The organism is Azospirillum largimobile (assembly GCF_977007025.2).
In genome coordinates this window covers 2379033-2398769 of record NZ_CDRMUA020000001.1, presented here as the reverse complement: position 1 = coordinate 2398769, position 19737 = coordinate 2379033, and the positions used below count along the sequence as shown (strand labels likewise).

The window sequence follows — 19737 nt, the reverse complement described above, 5'->3', positions numbered from 1 at the left end:
GTAGCCGTCGCCTCCATCAACAGTCAGAGCCCAAGATGGTCACAGGCGGACCGGCATCGTCCGCGCAGGCTTCCGACGTGCAATCTGCCTATGAACTGTTGGAAAGCCGGGACCGCCAAGCCCATGTTAGCGCCATCATCGAGGAGGCAACCATGAGCACCACAAGCAACGGCGTCAGCAGGACGGGATTGCCGACCCGCCGCTTCGGCACCACCGACATGGCGATCACCCGCGTCGGCTTCGGCGCCTGGGCGATCGGCGGGCCGGATTGGGCCGCCGGCTGGGGCGCGCAGGACGACAGCCAGTCGGTCACCGCCATCCGCCATGCGGTGGAGCGCGGCATCAACTGGATCGACACCGCCGCCGTCTACGGCCTTGGCCATTCCGAGGAGATCGTGCGGCGCGCCCTGGCCGAGATTCCGGAAGCCGAGCGCCCCTATGTCTTCACCAAATGCGGTCTGGTGTGGGACGAATCCGACCGCAAGGCGATGCCGTGCCGGATCGGCAAGCCCGACAGCATCCGCCGCGAACTGGAAGCGTCGCTGAAGCGGCTGGGCGTCGAGCGCATCGACCTCTACCAGATGCACTGGCCGGCCGAACATGAGGCGGTCGAGGAGTATTGGCAGACCTTGCTGGACCTGAAGACGGAAGGCAAGGTCCGCGCCGTTGGCCTGTCCAACCACAACGCCGCCCAGCTGGAGGCGGCGGAGCGGCTGGGCCATGTCGACACCCTGCAGCCGCCCTTCTCGGCGATCCGCCGCGACGTGGCGGCGTCGGAACTGCCCTGGTGCCTGTCGCACCAGACCGGCGTCATCGTCTACAGCCCGATGCAGGCCGGCCTGCTGACCGGCCGCTTCACGGCGGAGCGGGCGAAGGCCCTGCCGGCCGACGACTGGCGGTCCAGCAACGCCAACTTCACCGGCGAGGCGCTGGAGCGCAACCTGGCGCTGGCGCAATCCTTCGGCCCGATCGCCGAGCGGCACAACACCACCATCGCCGCCGTCGCGGTGGCCTGGGTGCTGTCCTGGCCGGCGATCACCGGGGCCATTGTCGGCGCCCGCACGCCGGCCCAGGTTGATGGCTGGCTGGACGCCGCCACCCTGACCCTGACGCCGGAGGATCTCGACGAAATCGCGGATTCCATAGCCCGGACCAGGGCGGGCAGCGGCCCGTCCCATCCCGCCAGCGCCTGATATCGACCGGTTCGACCATAAGAGGAAAGGCAACCGCTTCATGACCGATGCAACGGTGCGTGCCAAACTGCTGGGCCTGCCCGGCAGCCTGCGCAGCAACTCCAACTCGCTGGCCGTCCTGCGCGGGCTGCAGGACGCCCTGCCGGCCGGCGTCAGCATGGACATCCGCGACCTGCGCCTGCCGCTCTACGACCAGGACATCGACACCCCCGACGCCCCGGCGGAGGTCCAGGCCTTCCGTCAGGCCATCGCCGAGGCCGACGGGCTGGTCATCGTCACGCCGGAGTACAATTACGGCATGCCGGGCGTGCTGAAGAACGCGCTCGACTGGGCATCGCGCCCCTACGGCAAGTCGGCGCTGGTGGGCAAGCCGGTGCTGGTCATCTCCAACTCCCCCGCCTTTACCGGCGGCGTGCGCGCGCACCAGCAGGTGAACGACACGCTGCTGGCGATCCCGGCCAAGCTGATCGGCGGCGCCCAGGTGGTCATCGGCAGCGTCGGCGAGAAGATCAAGGACGGCAAGCTGGCCGACGAGGCGGTGCTGAAGTTCGCGCTGGGCGCCATCGACAAGGTGGTTGCGGCGGCCGGGAAGTGACGGATCGGAGGTGCCGGGTGTCTTCGCCGCCATGGTGCCCGGAACCTCGCCGATGATGGGCTGTTGCCTTCTCTTGAAAGAAATGTAAGTGTTTCTTTCAAGAGAAGGAGGTGTGCCATGACCTCTCAGGTGCAGGCGACCAGGGCTCCCGCGGCGGCTTCCGTCGTCACCAAGGCGGTGCTGCGGGCGGCGGAGCAGTTGCGCGTTTCCAACAGCGTGCTGGCAAAGGTTATCGGCGTGTCCGAACCGACGCTGTCGCGCATGCGGACCAAGGACCTGCCCTTGTCCGAGCGCAGCAAGGAATTCGAACTGGCGCTTTTGTTCATCCGGCTCTACCGCTCGCTCGACAGCATCGTCGGCGGCGAGGCGGAGGTCGCCGCGGCGTGGCTGCGGAACGACAACCGGGCGCTGGGCGGCAAACCGCTGGAGCAGATCCAGACCATCCCCGGACTGATGAATGTCATCGCGTATCTGGACAGCCGACGCGCTGTCGTCTGAGCGGCGCCCGCTGGCGGGCGAGGCGTGGCGGCTGGTCGAGGCGCAGCACAAGGTCTCCACCCTCAAGCTGGTCGACGACTGGGAGGAGCAGGGGCTTCTGGAAGAGCTACTGGAGCAGACCAAGCCACCGGTGCCCGCCGGTTGCCGGGGGCTGCACTTCCTGCTGTCGTCTCCCTTCCGCTACGATGCGGAGTATCCGGTCGGATCGCGTTTCCGCCGGGCAGGGCGGACGCCCGGCGTCTTCTATGCCGCGGAGGCGGTGGCGACCGCCGTGGCCGAACTGGCCTTCTACCGGCTGCTGTTCTTCGCGGATTCCCCCGATACGCCGCTGCCGGCCAATCCGGGCGAATACACGGCCTTCTGCGTCCTTTATGGAACCGATGGCGGGCTGGACCTGACGGCGGAGCCGCTGAACGAGGATGGTGCCCGCTGGACCCATCCCACCGATTACGCGGCGTGCCAGGAACTGGCCGACACGGCGCGGGCGGCGGGCGTCCAGGCCATCCGTTATGCGTCGATCCGTGATCCTCGGGGAAGCGCCAATCTGGCGCTGCTGGACTGTGCGGTGTTCCGCAAGCCGGAGCCGATGGCTTGGCAGAGCTGGCGGCTGTTCCTGCGCCGCGACAGCGTGCAGGCCCTGTGCGAATTCCCGCACCAGACCCTGCATTTCGAAAAATCCGGCTTCAACGACCCGCGCCTGTAAAGTCGGGTCCGCCCTGCAAAGGAAAACGGGCGCGGGAGAGCCGCCGGCCCTCCCGCAATCCCCAAAACTTACCCGATCTTCTGCTTGGCCATCGCGCCCAGGCGCAGACGGAGCGCGTTCAGCTTGATGAAGCCTTCCGCGTCCTTCTGGTTGTAGACGCTGTCCTGCTCGAAGGTCACATAGTCCATGCGGTACAGCGAGTTGGGCGACTTGCGGCCGACGACCGTGACGTTGCCCTTGAACAGCTTCAGGCGGACCGTGCCGTTGACCAGCGACTGGGTCTGGTCGATCAGCGCCTGGATGGCCAGACGCTCCGGGCTCCACCAGTAGCCGCAATAGATCAGCTCGGCGTAGCGCGGCATCAGCTCGTCCTTCAGGTGGCCGGCGCCACGGTCGAGCGTGATGCTCTCCATCGCGCGGTGCGCCACCAGCAGGATGCTGCCGCCCGGGGTCTCGTAGACGCCGCGCGACTTCATGCCGACATAGCGGTTCTCGACCAGGTCGAGGCGGCCGATGCCGTTCTCGCCGCCCAGGCGGTTCAGCTCGGTCAGCAGGGCCGCCGGCGACAGCGCCTTGCCGTCGATGGCGACCGCGTCACCGTTCTTGAACTCGACCTCGATGTAGGTCGGGGTGTCCGGCGCCTTTTCCGGGGCGACGGAGCGGGTGTACATGTCCTCGTCCGGCTCGACCCACGGATCCTCCAGCGCCTTGCCCTCGTACGAGATGTGCAGGAGGTTGGCGTCGGTGGAGTAGGGGGCCTCGCCGCGCTTGTCCTTCGCGATCGGAATCTGGTTCTTCTCGGCGTAGTCCAGCAGCGTGGTGCGGCTGTTCAGGGTCCACTCGCGCCACGGCGCGATGACCGTGATGTCCGGGCGCAGGGCGTAGTAGCCCAGCTCGAAGCGGACCTGGTCGTTGCCCTTGCCGGTGGCGCCATGGGCGACGGCGTCGGCGCCGACCATGTTGGCGATCTCGATCTGGCGCTTGGCGATCAGCGGCCGGGCGATCGAGGTGCCGAGCAGGTAGGTGCCTTCATAGAGCGTGTTGGCGCGGAACATCGGGAAGACGAAGTCCCGCACGAATTCCTCGCGCAGATCGTCGATGAAGATGTTTTCCGGCTTGATGCCCAGAAGCTCGGCCTTCTTGCGGGCGGGCTCCAGCTCCTCGCCCTGGCCGAGGTCGGCGGTGAAGGTCACCACCTCGCAGGAATAGGTCTCCTGCAGCCACTTCAGGATGACTGAGGTGTCGAGGCCGCCCGAATAGGCGAGCACCACTTTCTTGATCTGTTTGCCGGACGCGCCGCTCATGGGACTGCTCTTGCAGTAGAGAAAGGTAAGGCCGCGACCGTACGGCCTTTCCCGCCCACCTTCAAGCCCCGCGGGCGCCGGTCGGGCGCCGATCGGCTACGGGGAACGCCTACTCGATCTTCTCGCCGGCGTAGGTGCCCCAGAAATCGGCGCGCTTCATCCAGCCGCGATAGCCTTTCAGCTCCACCTCGCACCAGTCGTCGCGGCATTTCTTCAGCGATCCGATGACGCCCGGCTCGGCCCGCGCCACCACCGCGCTGTCGCTGCGCGGCGCCTCGTGCACGGTGCGGGTCTGGCCGACGATCAGGACGCCGCGGCGGCCGGACAGCGCGCTCTGGTGCACCCAGCCTTCCGCCCCCTCCCAGTCGCGGATGCGGCGCCAGGTATCGAATTCCTGGATGATCTCCACCGGCATGTCCTTGCGCCGGAAGACCCATTCGATGGGGTAGCTGCCGTTGGGACCGGAACGGAGATTCACCTCGCCGACGCGCACGGTGACGAAGCGGGGGATCGGCAGGCCCGACGCATGGGTGGGGTCCTTGCGATTTTCGGGGCGATTCTCCGTGCCTTTCTCCGCGGCCCAGGCCGTGCCGCCGCAGACCGTGCTGCCGCAGGCCGCGCCCAGCCCCATCATCAGGGCCAGCATGGCGAGGACGGAGCGGCGGACGAGCATGACGGCACCGGTGTTGGCGGAAGGGAGCGGCGAAATCGGGCCGCACTATAGAGACCACCCGTTCGATAGGGCAAGCGCCGCCACCCCCAATCGGAGGATGCGATCCAACCGCCGGGCGTCCTGCCGCAGGACGGGCATTCGCGACGGACTTCTGGACAGTCCAACGACTGCTTGGTATGGCAACCAGGGACCGGAACAGCCACGCAGGACCATGAGATGCGGGCGGGCCGGGGCAAGGGAGGACCAGCACCGATGACCGACAAGAAGAAGCCGCTCGTTGTCGTCACCCGCAAGCTGCCGGACGTCATCGAGACGCGGATGATGGAGCTGTTCGACACCCGGCTCAATCCGGACGACATTCCGCTGACCCCCGCCCAGATGCAGGAGGCGATGGCCGTCGCCGAGGTCCTGGTGCCCACCGTCACCGACCGCATCGACCGCGCATTGATCGAGTCCGCGGGATCGCAGCTGCGGCTGATCGCCTCCTTCGGCACCGGCGTCGACCACATCGACCTGAAGGCGGCGCGCGAGCGCGGCATCATCGTCACCAACACCCCCGGCGTCCTGACCGAGGACACGGCCGACATGACCATGGCGCTGCTGCTGGCCACCGCGCGGCGCGTGGCGGAAGGCGAGCGGCTGGTCCGCTCCGGCCAGTGGACCGGCTGGGGCCCGACCACCATGCTGGGCCACCGCATCAGCGGCAAGCGGCTGGGCATCCTCGGCATGGGCCGCATCGGCTCGGCCCTGGCGCGCCGGGCGCGCGCCTTCGGCATGTCGATCCACTACCACAACCGCCGCCGCGTCCATCCCGAGCTGGAGCAGGAGCTGGAGGCGACCTACTGGTCCAGCCTGGACCAGATGCTGGCGCGGATGGACATCGTGTCGATCAACTGCCCGCACACGCCGGCCACCTACCATCTGCTGTCGGAACGCCGGCTGAAGCTGCTGCGGCCGCATTGCTACATCGTCAACACCTCGCGCGGCGAGGTGATCGACGAGGTGGCGCTGACCCGCATGCTGTCGAAGGGCGAGATCGCCGGCGCCGGCCTGGACGTGTTCGAGCATGAGCCGGCCGTCAACCCGAAGCTTCTGCGGCTGGACAACGTCGTCCTGCTGCCGCACATGGGCTCCGCCACCATCGAGGGGCGCATCGACATGGGCGAGAAGGTGGTGATCAACATCAAGACCTTCATCGACGGCCACACCCCGCCCGACCGCGTGCTGGAAGCGCTTCTATAAGGGGGAGGGTAAGGGCAAGCGGCGCTTTGTCGGCTGTCATTCCCCCGAAGGCGGAACTCCAGCTTGCCCTTTGAATTCCTTAACGACATGCCTGAATCCCCGCCTTCGCGCTACGGCGTGCACATATCTCGCATCTGCGAAAGAACAGCAGCCTTCGGCTGCGAATAGCCCTTCTCCCCTTGCGGGAGAAGGGTTGGGATGAGGGGTGCGATCGGCTGGAAGCCGGTGGAAACCAGATCTGCTCCCCTCACCCCAACCCCTCTCCCGCAAGGGGAGAGGGGCTTCCCTCAATGCCAAGCTGCACAATTTTCCGCAAGTGCGAGATGTGTGCATCCCGTAGCGCCTTCGCGGGAATGACGGCCTAAGCACAGAGATGCGTGCTGCCGTCGAGTGGCCGAGGCGAACGGCCAAGGCTCCGTCAGGACGCGGAGGTTTCCAGCGCCGGCACGTCCTGCAACTCCGCCTCCAGCCTGGCCTTGGCGGCGGCGGCGAGTTCCTCGTCGGCCTGGATGCGGCTCATGTCCTCCGGCGTCACCGCACCGGCGGCGATCACCAGCTCGGCGAAGTCCGACAGATAGACGCTGCCCTTCACCGTGCGCTGGACCAGCACATTGCGCTTGTCCTCCGCATCGCGCTTGCGCTTGACGAAGCCCAGCACCGACAGCCGGTCCAGCGCGCGGGTCACGGCGGGCTTGGAGATGTTCAGCAGGGATGCGAGGCCGCGCACGGTGTGCGGCGGATCGGTCAGATAGACTTGGAGCAGGATCGCCAACTGTCGCGCCGACAGGTCCGGCCCGTCCTGGCGAACGCTGGCGACCAGCGCCGTGCGCCACAACCCAAGCGCCTTCAGGTTCCGTGCCATGCCTCCCCCCGGAAAGCCGCGCCCGGCTCCGCAACCGGAGCACGCGCCGCGAAGTGTCGCCTACCCGAACGATGCAGGCAAGAGATTCGCGTTCCCCGGGCAGGAGAAGCCACGCGGCCGGCCGCCCTACTTCCCCTCGCGCTTCAACAGCAGCGGCTTGGCCGTGCCGGTGACCAGCACATTGCCTCCAGCCAGCGGGACCATGGTCAGGCTGAAGCCGGCCGACACAGGCGCGAGGCTGACCGCCTGCTTCGCCGCGTTGGGGGCGGCGGCGACACCGGCCGCCTTGACCTCCTTCGTATCGAAAGGGGCGTCCTCACCCTGGCCGGCGACGTCATAGCCGTCGCACTCGCTGCCGACGCAGATGCTGGTGGCGTCGATGCGGGCCTTGCCGGCGGGGCCGCTGAAGGGCGTGTCCTCCGCACCGCCGGTCCAGCTCCAGTTGCCGCGCAGCCAATCGGGAAGGCGGGTGTCCTTCTGGAGTTCCAGGTTGTCGGTGATCAGCCCGATGCTGCCGCCCAGCCCCTGGGCGGCCACCGCCTCGGCGATGCGGCGGGCCTCGGCGGTGCCGATGGCGTAGCGGCCGGCGATCTGCGGCGTCCAGCCAGTCACCGCCCCATCCACCGCGGCGCGGAGACGGTCGCCCCAGCCCGGCGCGATCCAGCGCGGGTTGCTCCAGCCGGCGGCATCCTTGACCAGCGCCGCCAGTTCCGGCGCGTCGGCGAGGAACAGGCGCGGATCGACCGCCGATTTGATGCGGTCGATGCCCATCTGGCGGTATGTCGCGAAGCGGATGGTGCCGGTGCGGTTGGACGCGGCCTCCAGCATCGGGGCGAGCAGATCGTCCACCGCCTTCCAGGCGGGGGAGGCGAGCAGGGCGTTGTCGTCCGGACAGGCGGGATGGGCGCCGAAATTGTCGCGGCTGCTGCCGTAGAGCGGCTCCATCGCCTTCCAGGCCGCCGCGCCGCGCCGCTCCATCACCGAGCAGGGCCACGCCATCTCGACATCGTCGCCGACCACCCGCAAAGCGGTGAGGAAGCCCTCGTCGGTCGTCAGGTCGACACCCGACGCGGTCTCGCGCGAATAGGGATCCTCGATGCCCTCGATTGCTTCGCGCAGCAGGGCGTCGGCCTTGGCGCGGTCGGGGGAGGGGCCGAAGCGTAGCGCATAGGCGGTCCACGCCTTGCCCAGCCCGCCGCGGATCTCGGACAGCCGCTTGCCGGCGCCGGCCGGGTCGGCGGCGATGCCCTCGACGATGGACGACAGCGCGGCGACCGCCTTGGGCACCGACTCGGCCAGCGCGGTGCGCCGGGCGTCGAGGACCGGAGCGAGGCAGGTGGCGACGGACGAGCCTACCGTGGCGCACTGGTTGCGCTGGGCCAGCCATGCCTTCTGCTCCGCCCGCAGCCGCTCGCGGTCGGCAGCGCCGGACAGGGCCAGCAGAGTCTTGTAGGCGTCGGCGATCTCACTGTCGGCATCGGCCAGCTTAGGATCGGCGCAGATCGCCTTTTCCACCGGCGTGGAGGCCGCCTTGCAGTCGAAGGACGGCTGCGCGTGGGCGGTTCCGCCCGCGACCATGACCGAAAGGGCAAGCGCCGCGCCGGCGAGCGCCATCCGTCCATGCGGCGGTAGCGTCAGGCGGATCGACGGTCCCGTAAGGTCCAGCTGGCCCATCATGTCTCCCTGGGATTGTGGCCCGGGAAAGATACGGAATCCGCCGCGGTTTGTCCCGTCCCAGGGCAGGAAGATCTTGGGGCAGGAAGATCTTGGGGCAGCAAGATCTCGGGGCAGCAAGATCTCAGGGCAGGAAGGCGACGGTGACGGCGGCGAAATGGCAGCTGGCGGCGGCCAGCACCAGCAGGTGCCAGACGGCGTTGTTGTAGGGCATCCGCTCCATCAGGTGGAAGACGACGCCGACGGTGTAGATCAGACCTCCGGCAACCAGCAGCCACAGCGCGGGCGCCGACAGCACCGACCCCAGCGGCTCCAGCGCGGTGACGATCGCCCAGCCCAGCCCGAGATACAGCGCCAGCCCGAGCCGGTGGAATCGTCCGGGGAAGCGCAGCTTCAGCGCCGCCCCGAAGGCGGCCCCGCCCCAGACGGCGCCGCCCAGCACGACGCCCTGGCCCAGCCCCAGCGTGAAGGGGGTGTAGGTGCCGGCGATCATCACGAAGATCATGGCATGGTCGACCCGCCGCAGCAGGGCCTTGCCGAAGCCGGGCCGGGCGAGGTTGTAGGCGGCCGACGCGGTGAGCATGCCGACCAGCCCCAGCCCGTAGACCGCCAGGGCCAGAGCCGTCCGGGTGGGTACTGCGTCGGAGAGGACCGCGGCATTCAGCAGCCAGACGAATCCAGCGATCCCTGCCGTGACGCCGACGGCATGAACGACCGCATCCGCCCGCCGCTCGCCGACGCTGTAGACGGGAAACTGGTCGGCATCCGGCATCGGCACACCACCTCGATCGACGCGTGGAGGGAAGGCGGCCGCCGGAAAGGGGCCTGGCGTCGAACATGGTGTGCCTGCCGCACCTGCGCCACCATCCGATGGTGGGGTGCGGACGTGGTGTGTTTGGGCCAACCGCTTATGCGGGAAGATGCGGCTGGCTTCCCGGCGCCGTGACTTGGTAGCTTTACTTGGCGTCGTTATTCGGCGGCGTAGGCGATGGTCTCCGGCGCGCGATGGCGCGGCATCGGCTCCGACAAAGTGGCGGCCTTGCGGAAGTAGCAGAGCGCATAGACGCGGACGCAGCCGGTGAGGTTGTCGCAATCCTGGCGTTCGGCATCGATCTTCGACACCAGTTCGCTCATCGTCATGTGCTCGCGGGTGCAGATTTCCTCCAGCGACTCCCACTCCACCGGCATCAGCTTCATGCTGGTCCGCTTGCCGTTCACCCTGATGTTGCGCATCTGCATGTGGGAGCCCTCCGTTGCTGGTGCATAAACAGGTATGCGAAACCGCTGCGACCTTGCTGTGAAGTTTTTCACAGGCGAGAGAACGAGGGAGGGGCTGGACACGTTACAGGAGCAGCGGACAGCCGGACGGATGCCGGCCCGCTCCATCGGATCGGAGGTGGCGATGACCCGACATAATGCCCTGCGTTCCATCATGGAAGAAGCCGCCGCAGCGCGTTCGGCCCTGTGCGAGAACGAACTGGTCATCCGCCTGGACAACATCCTGTCCATCGCGCGGGCGGCACTGGAGGAGGAGGGAGAGGACGAAATGCCGCAGCCCGCCCAAAGTGTCCGCCGGACCACCTGCCCAAAAAAAACCGCCGCTAACCCATTGGATTAGCGGCGAGTTGAACAGGGAGGCTTCACGTCTGGGAGACGCTGGGTCCGAGGACCCAACCCCGGAGGGGAGACCTCCGGGACGAAACATCGGGTGCTGCGTCGCAGCATCCAACGGTCAAAATTTGACCATTCCGCTGCCAACTTTCCAGGCACAAATGAATAAATCTACCATGCAAGCCACGCATGGCTAGAAAGGTCCCTTAGAAGGCTAATAAAAATGCCGAAATCGGCTGGGCCACCCCCGAAAGATGGTGCGGCGCAGTCGATTTCGGCAACTCTCTTGCAAACTGTCGGAAAGCGCCCCGGATCAGAACGGGGTTTCTGCCACTTTTTTAACCAGGAAGTCGCGGAAGACCGCGATGCGCTTGGAATGGCGCAATTCTTCGGCATAAACGAAGTAGGCATCGACCTTCGGGCCGTCGACGTCCGGCAGGACGCGGGTCACGTCCTTGGAGAAGCTGTCGACCAGGAAGTCGGGCAGCGCGCCGATGCCCAGCCCGCTCTCCACCGCGCGGTAGATGGCGTAGACGCTGTTGACCTGCAGGATCGGCTTCCGGCTGGGCGAGGGATCGCCCATTTCCATGATCCAGTTGACGTTGGGGATCGGCGCCCGCACGTCCGGCGGATAGGTGATCAGGTCGTGGCTGTCCAGCTCGGCCAGCGTCTTGGGCGTACCCTTCTTCTTCAGGTAGCTCTGGCTGGCATAGAGATGGAAGCGGATCGACATCAGGTGCCGCTGGATCAGGTCGGGCTGGCGCGGCGTGTTCATGCGGATGGCGATGTCCGCCTCCCGCATCGCCAAGTCCAGCTCGTCGTCGTCGATCAGCAGCGTCAGCTGGATGTCGGGGTAGATCGACATGAATTCGTTGATGCGCGGCGTCAGCCAGGTCGATCCGAAGGCGACCGTCGTCGTCACCCGCAGCGGACCCTTGGGATGCTCCCGGCTTTCGGTCAGCATCGCCTCGGTCATCGACAGCTTGGCGAAGACGTCGCGGGCGGTGCGGTGAAGCAACTCGCCCTGTTCGGTCAGGATCAGCCCGCGGGCGTGGCGGTGAAACAGCGGAACGCCCAGGCTTTCCTCGAGCGCGCTGATCTGGCGGCTGACCGCCGACTGGCTGAGGTTCAACGTCTCGCCGGCGTGCGTGAAGCTGCCGGCTTCGGCCACCGCGTGGAAAACCCGCAGCTTGTCCCAATCCATCATGCTGTCCCGCCCCGGTGCGCAGCCGCCCGGAGCCTCCCATTATCTTGAGGACGGCGCATGGCCGCCATGCATGTTTATAGCGGGAACGCGCCCGGAACGCACGCTCTACCGAAAGGGACTCGCACGAAAATTAATCATGATCGCCGGAATTATTCTCATCCGAAGTCTCAGCGATCCGGAGATATCCGTAGAATGGATAGGGCTGTTGCCGATGCTCGGAAACGGTCGGCGGACTGCTTGACCCAGTTTTGCTAATCCGCCGCACCCGTCAGGGCGGCGCTAATCCGCCGCATCGGTCAGCGCGGCCGTCTTGACCGTTGCGCCGCGGGAATCCCCTTCGGCCACGGCCGACTTGCCGCCGCCGATGTGCCCGCTGATCTCTTCGCCGGCATCGGCGGGCAGGCGCCAGAAGGGCAGGCTGGAGGCGCAGGCCATCAGCCCCACCGTCAGGAAGGCCGGGACGAAGGACGCCGGGGTCAGGACGCCGCCGCTCCACTGCACGGTCAGGTGCAGCGCCGTGGCGCCGACGGCGACGCCGAGGCTCAGCGACAGCTGCTGCATCACGCTGGCCAGCGTGTTGGCCCGGCTGGTCATCGCCTGCGGCACCTCGGCATAGCTCAGCGTGTTCATGCCGGTGAATTGCAGCGAGCGGAAGAAGCCGCCCAGCAGCAGCGCGGCCAGGATCACCAGATGCGGCGTGTCGGGGCGGAAGGCGCCGTAGCCGGCCAGGATGACGCCGCTGACCAGCGCGTTCAGCGTCAGCACCAGACGGAAGCCGAAACGGCGCAGGATCGGGCCGGCCAGCGCCTTCATCGTCAGCGCTCCGGCGGCTCCGGCGAAGGTCAGGGCGCCCGACTCGAAGGCGGTCAGGCCGAAGCCGATCTGCAGCATCACCGGCATCAGGAAGGGGACGGCGCCGATGCCGATGCGGAAGAGCGTGCCGCCCAGCACCGAGGCGCGGTAGGTCGGCAGCCGGAACAGCGACGGATCCAGCACCGGCCGCACCACCCGCCGGGCATGGCGCAGATAGGCCAGCGTCGCCAGCAGCGCCGCCCCCAGCAGACCCGCCACGGCATAGGCCGGCAGCAGGTCGCGCCCGACATTCTCGAAACCGAACATGAAGGCGGCCAGCGCGATGGAGCTCCACAGGAAGCCGCGGGCGTCGAAGGGATCGCGCTGCTCCTCCTTCAGGTTGGGGATCAGCGCCAGAACCAGCGCGATGCCGATCAGCCCGATCGGCACGTTGATGAAGAAGATCCAGCGCCAGGAGGCGTAGGTGGTGATCGCGCCGCCCACCAGAGGCCCTAGCGCCGGGCCGATCAGCGCCGGCAGGGTCATCCGCGCCATGGCCGTCACCAGCTGGTCCTTGGGCACCGTGCGCAGCAGGATCAGCCGGCCGACCGGTACCATCATCGCCCCGCCGATGCCCTGGACGATGCGGGCGGCGACCAGCTCCGCCAGCCCGTTCGACAGGCCGCAGGCGATGGAGCCCAGCGTGAAGACGCCGATGGCGCTGGCGAAGACGGTGCGTGCGCCATAGCGGTCGGCCGCCCAGCCGCTGACCGGCAGGAACACCGCCAGCGCCAGCATGTAGGAGGTCATCGCCAGACTGAGCCGCAGGGGATCCTCGCCCATCGACCGCGCGATCGCTGGCAGCGCGGTGGCGATCACCGTCGCGTCGAGATTCTCCATGAACAGGGCGCAGGCGATGATCAGCGGGGTGACGCGCGACATGACGGACCGTCAGGCAGGGAGCGGAACCCTACGAATGTGAGTCGTTCCGCCGCCATGACCATCGCGCGTGCGAAAGCCCTGCCATGCGTAAGCCGGAACTTGCGGCTCGTTCAGCGGCCGGATTCAGCGCCCCGTGAACACCGGCTTGCGCTTCTCCAGGAAGGCGCGGTAGCCCTCGCGGAAGTCTTGCGTGCCGAAGCAGCGGTAGCATTCGGCGATTTCGGCCTCGGTCAGCGGCGCCGGGTCGGACAGGCGGCGGACATAGCGCTTGTGCAGGGTGGCGGCCAGCGGCGCGCCGGCGGCGATGCGCTGGATCGTGGCGGCGATCTCCGCCTCGAAGCCCTCATCCGGGACGACCCGGTGGACGAGGTTCTTGTCCTTGGCCTCCGCCGCCCCGAAGACGCGGCCTTCCAACAGGATCTCCATCGCCGCCGGGCCGCCGGCGACATCGGCGACCAGCTTCAGCTCCGTCGGCCCCATGGAAATGCCGAGCCGGCTGACCGGCACGCCGAAGCGGCTGCTCTCCGAACAGACCCTGAGGTCGCAGGCCAGCGCCACCGCCAAGCCGATGCCGCAGCAGGGGCCGTCGATCGCGGCCAGCACCGGGTGGCGCAAGGCCCGCAGTCCGTCCAGCCCCTCGTCCATCAGGTCGCCATAGTCGGCGCCTTGTTCGGGGCTGTTGCGCTCGCTCTCGAACTCCGAGATATCGGCGCCGGGGGAGAAGGTGCGGGAGCCGGTGGAGCCGGGGCCGCCGCGCATCACCACGACACGGGTTCCGTCGTCGGCCTCCAGATCCCTCAGGTGGCCGATCAGGGCGTGCCACATAGGCTTGTCGAAGGCGTTCAGCTTGTCCGGGTTGGACAGGGTCAGGGTCGCGACCGCTCCATCGCGGGTCAGGGTGATGGTGCCGGCCATGCCGCAATCTCCATCCGTTGCCGTATGGCCGCACACCATAGCGCCCCGCCGAAGGGACGCAAGACGCCCGGTGCCGCAGCGCCGCAAAGAGAGAGCAGGCCGTGGCGAAAAAAGTGAGGGTACGGTGAATTTTCCTCTTGCGGCGGCGGCCGTGTTTCCGTAGAAAGCGGCTCCCGGACGACGGGAGCGCGGGCGTAGCTCAGGGGTAGAGCACAACCTTGCCAAGGTTGGGGTCGAGGGTTCGAATCCCTTCGCCCGCTCCAGTTCTCCGGTGGAAAAGCGAAGACCTAAGGGCCGGGCGGCAACGCACCGGCCCTTCGCTTTTTCGGCCTCCGCTTTTTTGGCATTCATTGTCCGGAAACACCGGGCATCCCGTATCGACAGTGGCCGTCCGGCGCGCTAGATCCTTATCCATGACCGACACTTCCCTCGCCGCCCGCGGCGTTGCGCTCGACTTGCTGCGCGACGTGCTGCGCAAGTCCGTTCCCTTCGACGACGCGTTCGACGCGCATCCCGAACTGGCGGCGCTGCAGCCGCGCGACCGCGGCTTCGTCCGCCTGCTGGTCGCCACCGTCCTGCGCCGCCTGGGCCAGATCGACGAACTGATCCAGTCGAGCCTCGCCAAGCCGGGCCTGCCCAAGGCCGCCATCCACGACATGCTGCGGCTGGGAACGGCGCAGCTGGTGTTCCTGAACACTCCCGCCCATGCCGCGGTCGACACCGCGGTGGAACTGGCGGCGGCGCGCAATGCCGCTCCCTACAAGGGGCTGATCAACGCCGTGCTGCGCCGGATCGGCCGCGAAGGGGTGGAGATGGCGGCGCGGCAGGATGCCGGGCGGCTGAACACGCCGGACTGGCTGTGGCTGTCCTGGCGGTCCGCCTACGGCACCGCCCGCACCCGCGGCATCGTCGAGGCGCACCTGCACGAGGCGCCGCTGGACATCACGGTGAAGTCCGACCCCGAGGGCTGGGCCGAGCGGCTGGGCGCCACCTTGCTTCCGACCGGATCGCTGCGCCGCCCGCCCGGCGGATCGGTGATCGAGCTTCCGGGCTTCGAGGACGGGGAGTGGTGGATCCAGGACCTCGCCGCCTCGCTGCCGGCCAAGCTGTTCGGCGATCTTCGGGACAAGCGGGTGTTCGACCTCTGCGCCGCCCCCGGCGGCAAGACGGCGCAGCTGGTGGTGCAGGGCGCGCAGGTCACCGCCATCGACCGCTCGGCCCGCCGGCTGGAGCGGGTCACCGAAAACCTGAAGCGCCTCAAGCTGGAGGCCGAGGTTCTGGCCGCCGACGCCGCGACCTGGGAGCCGGAGGAGCCGGCCGACGCGGTGCTGCTCGACGCGCCCTGCTCGGCGACCGGGGCGATCCGGCGCCATCCCGACATCCTGCGCCTCAAGACGCCCGACGACATCGCCAAGCTGGCCCGTGCCCAGTCGCGGCTGCTCGCGCGCTCGGTCGAGCTGGTCAAGCCCGGCGGAACGCTGGTCTACTGCACCTGCTCCATCCAGCCGGATGAGGGGGAGGTGCAGATCGCCCGCCTGCTGCAGCAGGACAAGCGGGTGGAGCGCTGGCCGGTCACCGCCGAGGAACTCGGCGGCCTGTCGGAGCCGATCAACGAGGCCGGCGAGGTCCGCAGCCTTCCGGGGATGCTGGCCGATCTCGGCGGGATCGACGGCTTCTTCGTCGCACGGCTGCGCCGTCGCCCGGACTGATGGCGCCCGGACTAACGGCGCCCGGATTAAGGCCGTATCCGTTCCGCAGCGGGGGATAAATCCCAGGCCTGTCTTGCGGTGTGGGCGGCGAATTGATACGACACGACCTATGCTTTCGTCCGTGTTCTCCCGCACCGCATCATCACCCTCCGCCGGCCGCCGACGCCGCTCGCGGTCCTGAAGGAGTCGGCGCTGATGGGCGACGGGAACGGACGGTTTCGCAGCGGCATGGCGCGCCTTGCCTATGGGAATCCCCTCTACGCCCTGATGCTGGGCGGCAAGGCGCCGGGGGCGCTGGCGGTGGTCCCGCCCGATCCCTGGCCGGGCGACACCGGCAACGGCAACGCCATGCTGGCCGGCCGAATGGGCTTCGCCGGGCAGGCGGTCATGGTCGACCCCAACGGCGCGCCCAACTGGCGGCCCCAGGGCGCCAGCCCGGGCTGGCTGCGCGCCGCCCACGGCTTCGAATGGCTGCGCGACCTGCGCGCGGTCGGCGGCGACACCGCGCGGCGGCGGGCGCGGGTGCTTGTGTGGTCGTGGCTGGACCAGAATGGCGGCTGGCATGCGCAGAGCTGGGCGCCCGACGTGCTGGGCACGCGGCTGGCCAGTTGGATCGGTCTGCATGACTTCTACTGCGCGTCCGCCGACGACGAGTTCCGCGCCCGCGTGTTCGAGAGCATGGCGCGCCAGCTTCGCCATCTGCTGCGGGTGGCGCCGGCCAAGCTGGACGGCGAGCGGCTGATCGGCGCGATCAAGGGGCTGCTCTATGGCGGCTATTGCCTGCCCGACCAGGACAAGGCGGCGCGGGAGGCCCTGCGCCTGCTCGACAAGGAGCTGCCGCGCCAGATCCTGCCCGACGGCGGCCATGTGGAGCGCAACCCGTCGATCCAGATGCGGGTGCTGCGCGACCTGATCGACATGCGCGCCGTTCTGCGCGTCGCGAGGGAGGAGGTGCCCGAAAGCCTCCAGCATGCCATCGACCGCATGACGCCGGCGCTCCGCTTCTTCCGCCACGTCGATGGCGGGCTCGCCCTGTTCAACGGCGGGCGGGAGGAGGACCCGGCGCTGATCGACACGGTGCTGGCCCAGGCCGACGCCCGCGGCCGTCCGCTGAAGAGCGCGCCGCACACCGGGTTCGAGCGGCTGCTCGCCGGGCGCACCCTGGTGCTGCTCGACACCGGCGCGCCGCCGCCGGTGGGGCTGGACCGCAGCGCCCACGCCGGCACCCTGTCGATGGAGGTCTCCGTCAACAAGGAGAGGCTGATCGTCAATTGCGGCAGCCACCCGTCCCAGCGCGGCCCCTGGCGCGCGGCGCTGGCCGGGACATCCGCCCATTCGACCATGGTGGTCGCCGACACCAACTCGTCGGAAGTTCTGGATAAGGGCGGGCTGGGCCGTCGGCCGACGAACGTCAATTGCGAACGGCAGGAATCGGACGGCGCCATGCTGGTGGTCGCCAGCCACAACGGCTACAGCAAGGGCTTCGGCCTTCTGCACCGCCGCCGCGTCTATCTGGCCGACAATGGCGAGGATCTGCGCGGCGAGGACACGCTGGAACCGGTGATCGGCGCCACGCCGCAGCCGCAGCCCTACGCCATTCGCTTCCACCTGCATCCCAATGTCGAGGTGGTGCCGGTGCAGGGGCCGGGGAATGGAAGCAACGATCAGGTGTTGTTGCGCCTGCCCAGCGGCAATGCCTGGCGCATGCGGGTAACCGGCGCCGTGCTGGAGGTGGCGGAGAGCGTCTATCTCGGCAGCGGGGAGGAACCGCGCCGCACCCGGCAGATCATGATGCAGGGACAATGCGGCCCCGAAGGCCTGACGGTGAAATGGGCCTTGCGCCGCGAGCGCAAGGCGGCGTAAATCGCGCCCATCCGCGGTGGCCGGGCCTATACCCTTCGGGAGAAGGCGTGGAAACACGGATGAACACGGGATTTGGAGCACGGACGACCACGGGACTCTTCACGCCGTGCTTATCCATGTCCGTCCGGACCGGCATCGCCGGGGGCAGGCAGGGATAAGCACAGCTGCGCGGCATTTCCGTGGCCGTCCGTGCTTTTCTTCTTCCGTGCTTGTCCGGGTCTCCCCGGTTGCCTGCGGCCTTGCGCAACACCCGCAGCGATCAGGATGACGCCATGAGCCCGCCCAAAGCCAACCACGCCCCCGCCCCCGACAAGGTCCGCATCACCCGCGCCCTGATCTCCGTGTCCGACAAGGCCGGTCTGGTGGAACTGGGCAAGGCGCTCGCCGCCCGCGGCGTCGAGATCCTGTCGACCGGCGGTTCGGCCCAGCGTCTGGCCGAGGCCGGCGTGCCGGTCCGGGAAGTCTCCGACCACACCGGCTTCCCGGAGATCATGGACGGCCGCGTCAAGACGCTGCATCCGCGCGTCCATGGCGGCATCCTGGCCCGCCGCGACATCCATGCCGACGCCATGGCCCAGCACGACATCCCCGGCATCGATCTGGTGGTGGTCAACCTCTACCCGTTCGAGGCGACGGTCGCCAAGGGCGCGGCCTATGACGACTGCGTCGAGAACATCGACATCGGCGGGCCGGCGATGATCCGCGCCGCCGCCAAGAACCACGATTTCGTCGCCATCGTCACCGAGCCGTCCGACTACGAGGCGGTGATGGACGAGCTGGCGACCCATGACGGCTGCGTCACGCTGGCCCTGCGCCGCAAGCTGGCCCAGCGCGCCTATGCCCGCACCGCCGCCTACGACGCCGCCATCTCCACCTGGCTGGCCGGCCAGCTGGGCGAGACCTTCCCGCCGCGCACCACCCTGTCGGGTTCGCTGGCCCAGACCCTGCGCTATGGCGAGAACCCGCACCAGCAGGCGGCCTTCTACGTCACCGGCGAGAAGCGTCCGGGCGTGGCCACCGCCGTGCAGCTGCAGGGCAAGGAGCTGTCCTACAACAACCTGAACGACACCGACGCCGCCTTCGAGCTGGTGGCGGAGTTCGAGCAGCCGGCCGTCGCCATCATCAAGCACGCCAACCCCTGCGGCGTGGCGCAAGGGTCCAACCTGCTGGAGGCCTACAGGTCGGCCCTGCTGTGCGATCCGGTCAGCGCCTTCGGCGGCATCATCGCCGTCAACCGCAGCCTGGACGCCGAGACGGCGGAGGAAATCTCCAAGCTGTTCGCCGAGGTGGTGATCGCCCCCGACGCCGACGAGGCCGCCCGCGCGCTGCTGGCGACCAAGAAGAACCTGCGCGTTCTGCTGACCAAGGACGTGCCGAACCCGGCCGAGCCCGGCATGATGATCAAGCAGCTGTCCGGCGGCTTCCTGCTGCAGAACCGTGACAGCGGCCGCGTCAACCCGGCCGAGCTGAAGGTCGTCACCAAGCGCGCGCCGACCGAACAGGAACTGGCCGACCTGCTGTTCGCCTTCCGCGTCGCCAAGCACGTCAAGTCGAACGCCATCGTCTATGCCAAGAACGGCGCCACGGTGGGCGTCGGCGCCGGCCAGATGAGCCGCGTCGACTCGGCCCGCATCGCCGCCATCAAGTCGGCCGAAGCCGCCAAGGCCGCCGGCCTGTCGGAGCCGCTGACCAAGGGCTCGGTCGTCGCGTCGGATGCCTTCTTCCCCTTCGCCGACGGCCTGCTGGCCGCTGCCGAGGCAGGGGTGACGGCGGTGATCCAGCCGGGCGGCTCGATCCGCGACAACGACGTGATCGCCGCCGCGGACGAGAAGGGTCTGGCGATGGTGCTGACCGGAATGCGGCACTTCCGGCATTGAGGCGGTGGGGAGGTTAGACCCCCACCCTAACCCTCCCCCGCTGGGCGGGGGAGGGAACTCCGCCGCTCTGGGACTTA

General features: G+C 68.3%; 18 protein-coding genes and 1 tRNA gene. 10 read left to right on the top strand and 9 right to left on the bottom strand.

All coding sequences use genetic code 11. The features are described from left to right. Nucleotides 1-152: 152 nt before the first annotated feature. The 4 genes from ACWPKK_RS11340 (at nucleotide 153) to ACWPKK_RS11325 (ending at nucleotide 2989) form a co-directional block, all read left to right on the top strand. Entirely contained in the window at nucleotides 153-1193 is a 1041-nt protein-coding gene (locus ACWPKK_RS11340; RefSeq protein WP_452003863.1) for an aldo/keto reductase, read from the top strand. A gap of 40 nt (nucleotides 1194-1233) precedes the next feature. Further along, complete coding sequence (locus ACWPKK_RS11335; protein ID WP_452003860.1) at nucleotides 1234-1788, top strand: NADPH-dependent FMN reductase; 555 nt, start codon at nucleotides 1234-1236, stop codon at nucleotides 1786-1788. A gap of 117 nt (nucleotides 1789-1905) precedes the next feature. Then, nucleotides 1906-2286: an antitoxin Xre/MbcA/ParS toxin-binding domain-containing protein gene (locus ACWPKK_RS11330; protein WP_452003858.1), complete on the top strand. Its 381-nt coding sequence runs from the start codon at nucleotides 1906-1908 to the stop codon at nucleotides 2284-2286. Next, entirely contained in the window at nucleotides 2246-2989 is a 744-nt protein-coding gene (locus ACWPKK_RS11325) for an RES family NAD+ phosphorylase (RefSeq protein ID WP_452003855.1), read from the top strand. Before ACWPKK_RS11330 ends, ACWPKK_RS11325 begins: the two co-directional genes overlap by 41 nt. A gap of 68 nt (nucleotides 2990-3057) precedes the next feature. Here ACWPKK_RS11325 and ACWPKK_RS11320 read toward each other — a convergent pair whose 3' ends face one another. Both ACWPKK_RS11320 and ACWPKK_RS11315 read right to left on the bottom strand, forming a co-directional pair. After that, nucleotides 3058-4293: an argininosuccinate synthase gene (locus ACWPKK_RS11320; RefSeq protein WP_109075188.1), complete on the bottom strand. Its 1236-nt coding sequence runs from the start codon at nucleotides 4291-4293 to the stop codon at nucleotides 3058-3060. A gap of 109 nt (nucleotides 4294-4402) precedes the next feature. Then, nucleotides 4403-4966, bottom strand: a complete 564-nt coding sequence (locus ACWPKK_RS11315) for an SH3 domain-containing protein (RefSeq protein ID WP_452003851.1) — start codon at nucleotides 4964-4966, stop codon at nucleotides 4403-4405. 252 nt (nucleotides 4967-5218) lie between these two features. Here ACWPKK_RS11315 and ACWPKK_RS11310 point away from each other — a divergent pair, with 252 nt between their 5' ends. Further along, nucleotides 5219-6208 (top strand): 2-hydroxyacid dehydrogenase, encoded by a 990-nt coding sequence (locus ACWPKK_RS11310; protein WP_452003849.1) that lies wholly within the window; start codon nucleotides 5219-5221, stop codon nucleotides 6206-6208. A gap of 418 nt (nucleotides 6209-6626) precedes the next feature. Here the strand turns inward: ACWPKK_RS11310 and ACWPKK_RS11305 are convergent, their stop codons facing one another. The 4 genes from ACWPKK_RS11305 to ACWPKK_RS11290 all read right to left on the bottom strand — a co-directional run bounded on the left by ACWPKK_RS11305 (nucleotide 6627) and on the right by ACWPKK_RS11290 (nucleotide 9983). Beyond that, complete coding sequence (locus tag ACWPKK_RS11305; RefSeq protein ID WP_452003846.1) at nucleotides 6627-7070, bottom strand: MarR family transcriptional regulator; 444 nt, start codon at nucleotides 7068-7070, stop codon at nucleotides 6627-6629. 126 nt (nucleotides 7071-7196) lie between these two features. Next, the gene (locus ACWPKK_RS11300; RefSeq protein ID WP_452003843.1) at nucleotides 7197-8747 is read right to left on the bottom strand and encodes a lysozyme inhibitor LprI family protein; all 1551 of its coding nucleotides are present in this window, start codon (nucleotides 8745-8747) and stop codon (nucleotides 7197-7199) included. Nucleotides 8748-8868: 121 nt separating this feature from the next. Next, a complete protein-coding gene (gene trhA, locus ACWPKK_RS11295) occupies nucleotides 8869-9516 on the bottom strand; it encodes a PAQR family membrane homeostasis protein TrhA (protein WP_452003840.1) in 648 nt (215 codons plus the stop codon). Between the two features lie 197 nt (nucleotides 9517-9713). After that, nucleotides 9714-9983: a ribbon-helix-helix domain-containing protein gene (locus tag ACWPKK_RS11290; RefSeq protein ID WP_194909912.1), complete on the bottom strand. Its 270-nt coding sequence runs from the start codon at nucleotides 9981-9983 to the stop codon at nucleotides 9714-9716. Nucleotides 9984-10113: 130 nt separating this feature from the next. Here ACWPKK_RS11290 and ACWPKK_RS11285 point away from each other — a divergent pair, with 130 nt between their 5' ends. Then, a complete protein-coding gene (locus ACWPKK_RS11285; protein ID WP_452003837.1) occupies nucleotides 10114-10362 on the top strand; it encodes a hypothetical protein in 249 nt (82 codons plus the stop codon). Between the two features lie 306 nt (nucleotides 10363-10668). Here ACWPKK_RS11285 and ACWPKK_RS11280 read toward each other — a convergent pair whose 3' ends face one another. From ACWPKK_RS11280 to ACWPKK_RS11270, 3 genes are all read right to left on the bottom strand, one after another. Further along, entirely contained in the window at nucleotides 10669-11559 is an 891-nt protein-coding gene (locus tag ACWPKK_RS11280; protein WP_452004764.1) for a LysR family transcriptional regulator, read from the bottom strand. Between the two features lie 282 nt (nucleotides 11560-11841). Continuing rightward, on the bottom strand, nucleotides 11842-13296 hold the full coding sequence (locus tag ACWPKK_RS11275; protein WP_452003834.1) for a DHA2 family efflux MFS transporter permease subunit: 1455 nt from the start codon (nucleotides 13294-13296) through the stop codon (nucleotides 11842-11844). Nucleotides 13297-13419: 123 nt separating this feature from the next. Next, nucleotides 13420-14211 (bottom strand): enoyl-CoA hydratase/isomerase family protein, encoded by a 792-nt coding sequence (locus ACWPKK_RS11270; RefSeq protein WP_452003831.1) that lies wholly within the window; start codon nucleotides 14209-14211, stop codon nucleotides 13420-13422. A 188-nt stretch (nucleotides 14212-14399) separates the two neighbouring features. Here ACWPKK_RS11270 and ACWPKK_RS11265 point away from each other — a divergent pair. The 4 genes from ACWPKK_RS11265 (at nucleotide 14400) to purH (ending at nucleotide 19660) form a co-directional block, all read left to right on the top strand. Further along, nucleotides 14400-14474 (top strand) — tRNA-Gly (locus ACWPKK_RS11265). Nucleotides 14475-14624: 150 nt separating this feature from the next. Further along, nucleotides 14625-15920: a 16S rRNA (cytosine(967)-C(5))-methyltransferase RsmB gene (gene rsmB / locus ACWPKK_RS11260; protein ID WP_452003828.1), complete on the top strand. Its 1296-nt coding sequence runs from the start codon at nucleotides 14625-14627 to the stop codon at nucleotides 15918-15920. 195 nt (nucleotides 15921-16115) lie between these two features. Continuing rightward, nucleotides 16116-17783: a heparinase II/III family protein gene (locus ACWPKK_RS11255; protein ID WP_452003826.1), complete on the top strand. Its 1668-nt coding sequence runs from the start codon at nucleotides 16116-16118 to the stop codon at nucleotides 17781-17783. A gap of 272 nt (nucleotides 17784-18055) precedes the next feature. Beyond that, nucleotides 18056-19660 carry a bifunctional phosphoribosylaminoimidazolecarboxamide formyltransferase/IMP cyclohydrolase gene (gene purH / locus ACWPKK_RS11250; RefSeq protein ID WP_452003823.1) on the top strand — a complete coding sequence of 535 codons (1605 nt, stop codon included), beginning with the start codon at nucleotides 18056-18058 and terminating at the stop codon, nucleotides 19658-19660. Nucleotides 19661-19737 lie beyond the last annotated feature (77 nt).

Bases quoted from the DNA above. Each gene is read 5' to 3' on its own strand.
- ACWPKK_RS11340 (WP_452003863.1), top strand. From the start codon at position 153: ATGAGCACCACAAGCAACGGCGTCAGCAGGACGGGATTGCCGACCCGC.
- ACWPKK_RS11335 (WP_452003860.1), top strand. From the start codon at position 1,234: ATGACCGATGCAACGGTGCGTGCCAAACTGCTGGGCCTGCCCGGCAGC.
- ACWPKK_RS11330 (WP_452003858.1), top strand. From the start codon at position 1,906: ATGACCTCTCAGGTGCAGGCGACCAGGGCTCCCGCGGCGGCTTCCGTC.
- ACWPKK_RS11325 (WP_452003855.1), top strand. From the start codon at position 2,246: ATGTCATCGCGTATCTGGACAGCCGACGCGCTGTCGTCTGAGCGGCGC.
- ACWPKK_RS11320 (WP_109075188.1), bottom strand. From the start codon at position 4,293: ATGAGCGGCGCGTCCGGCAAACAGATCAAGAAAGTGGTGCTCGCCTAT.
- ACWPKK_RS11315 (WP_452003851.1), bottom strand. From the start codon at position 4,966: ATGCTCGTCCGCCGCTCCGTCCTCGCCATGCTGGCCCTGATGATGGGG.
- ACWPKK_RS11310 (WP_452003849.1), top strand. From the start codon at position 5,219: ATGACCGACAAGAAGAAGCCGCTCGTTGTCGTCACCCGCAAGCTGCCG.
- ACWPKK_RS11305 (WP_452003846.1), bottom strand. From the start codon at position 7,070: ATGGCACGGAACCTGAAGGCGCTTGGGTTGTGGCGCACGGCGCTGGTC.
- ACWPKK_RS11300 (WP_452003843.1), bottom strand. From the start codon at position 8,747: ATGATGGGCCAGCTGGACCTTACGGGACCGTCGATCCGCCTGACGCTA.
- trhA (WP_452003840.1), bottom strand. From the start codon at position 9,516: ATGCCGGATGCCGACCAGTTTCCCGTCTACAGCGTCGGCGAGCGGCGG.
- ACWPKK_RS11290 (WP_194909912.1), bottom strand. From the start codon at position 9,983: ATGCAGATGCGCAACATCAGGGTGAACGGCAAGCGGACCAGCATGAAG.
- ACWPKK_RS11285 (WP_452003837.1), top strand. From the start codon at position 10,114: ATGCCGGCCCGCTCCATCGGATCGGAGGTGGCGATGACCCGACATAAT.
- ACWPKK_RS11280 (WP_452004764.1), bottom strand. From the start codon at position 11,559: ATGGATTGGGACAAGCTGCGGGTTTTCCACGCGGTGGCCGAAGCCGGC.
- ACWPKK_RS11275 (WP_452003834.1), bottom strand. From the start codon at position 13,296: ATGTCGCGCGTCACCCCGCTGATCATCGCCTGCGCCCTGTTCATGGAG.
- ACWPKK_RS11270 (WP_452003831.1), bottom strand. From the start codon at position 14,211: ATGGCCGGCACCATCACCCTGACCCGCGATGGAGCGGTCGCGACCCTG.
- rsmB (WP_452003828.1), top strand. From the start codon at position 14,625: ATGACCGACACTTCCCTCGCCGCCCGCGGCGTTGCGCTCGACTTGCTG.
- ACWPKK_RS11255 (WP_452003826.1), top strand. From the start codon at position 16,116: ATGGGCGACGGGAACGGACGGTTTCGCAGCGGCATGGCGCGCCTTGCC.
- purH (WP_452003823.1), top strand. From the start codon at position 18,056: ATGAGCCCGCCCAAAGCCAACCACGCCCCCGCCCCCGACAAGGTCCGC.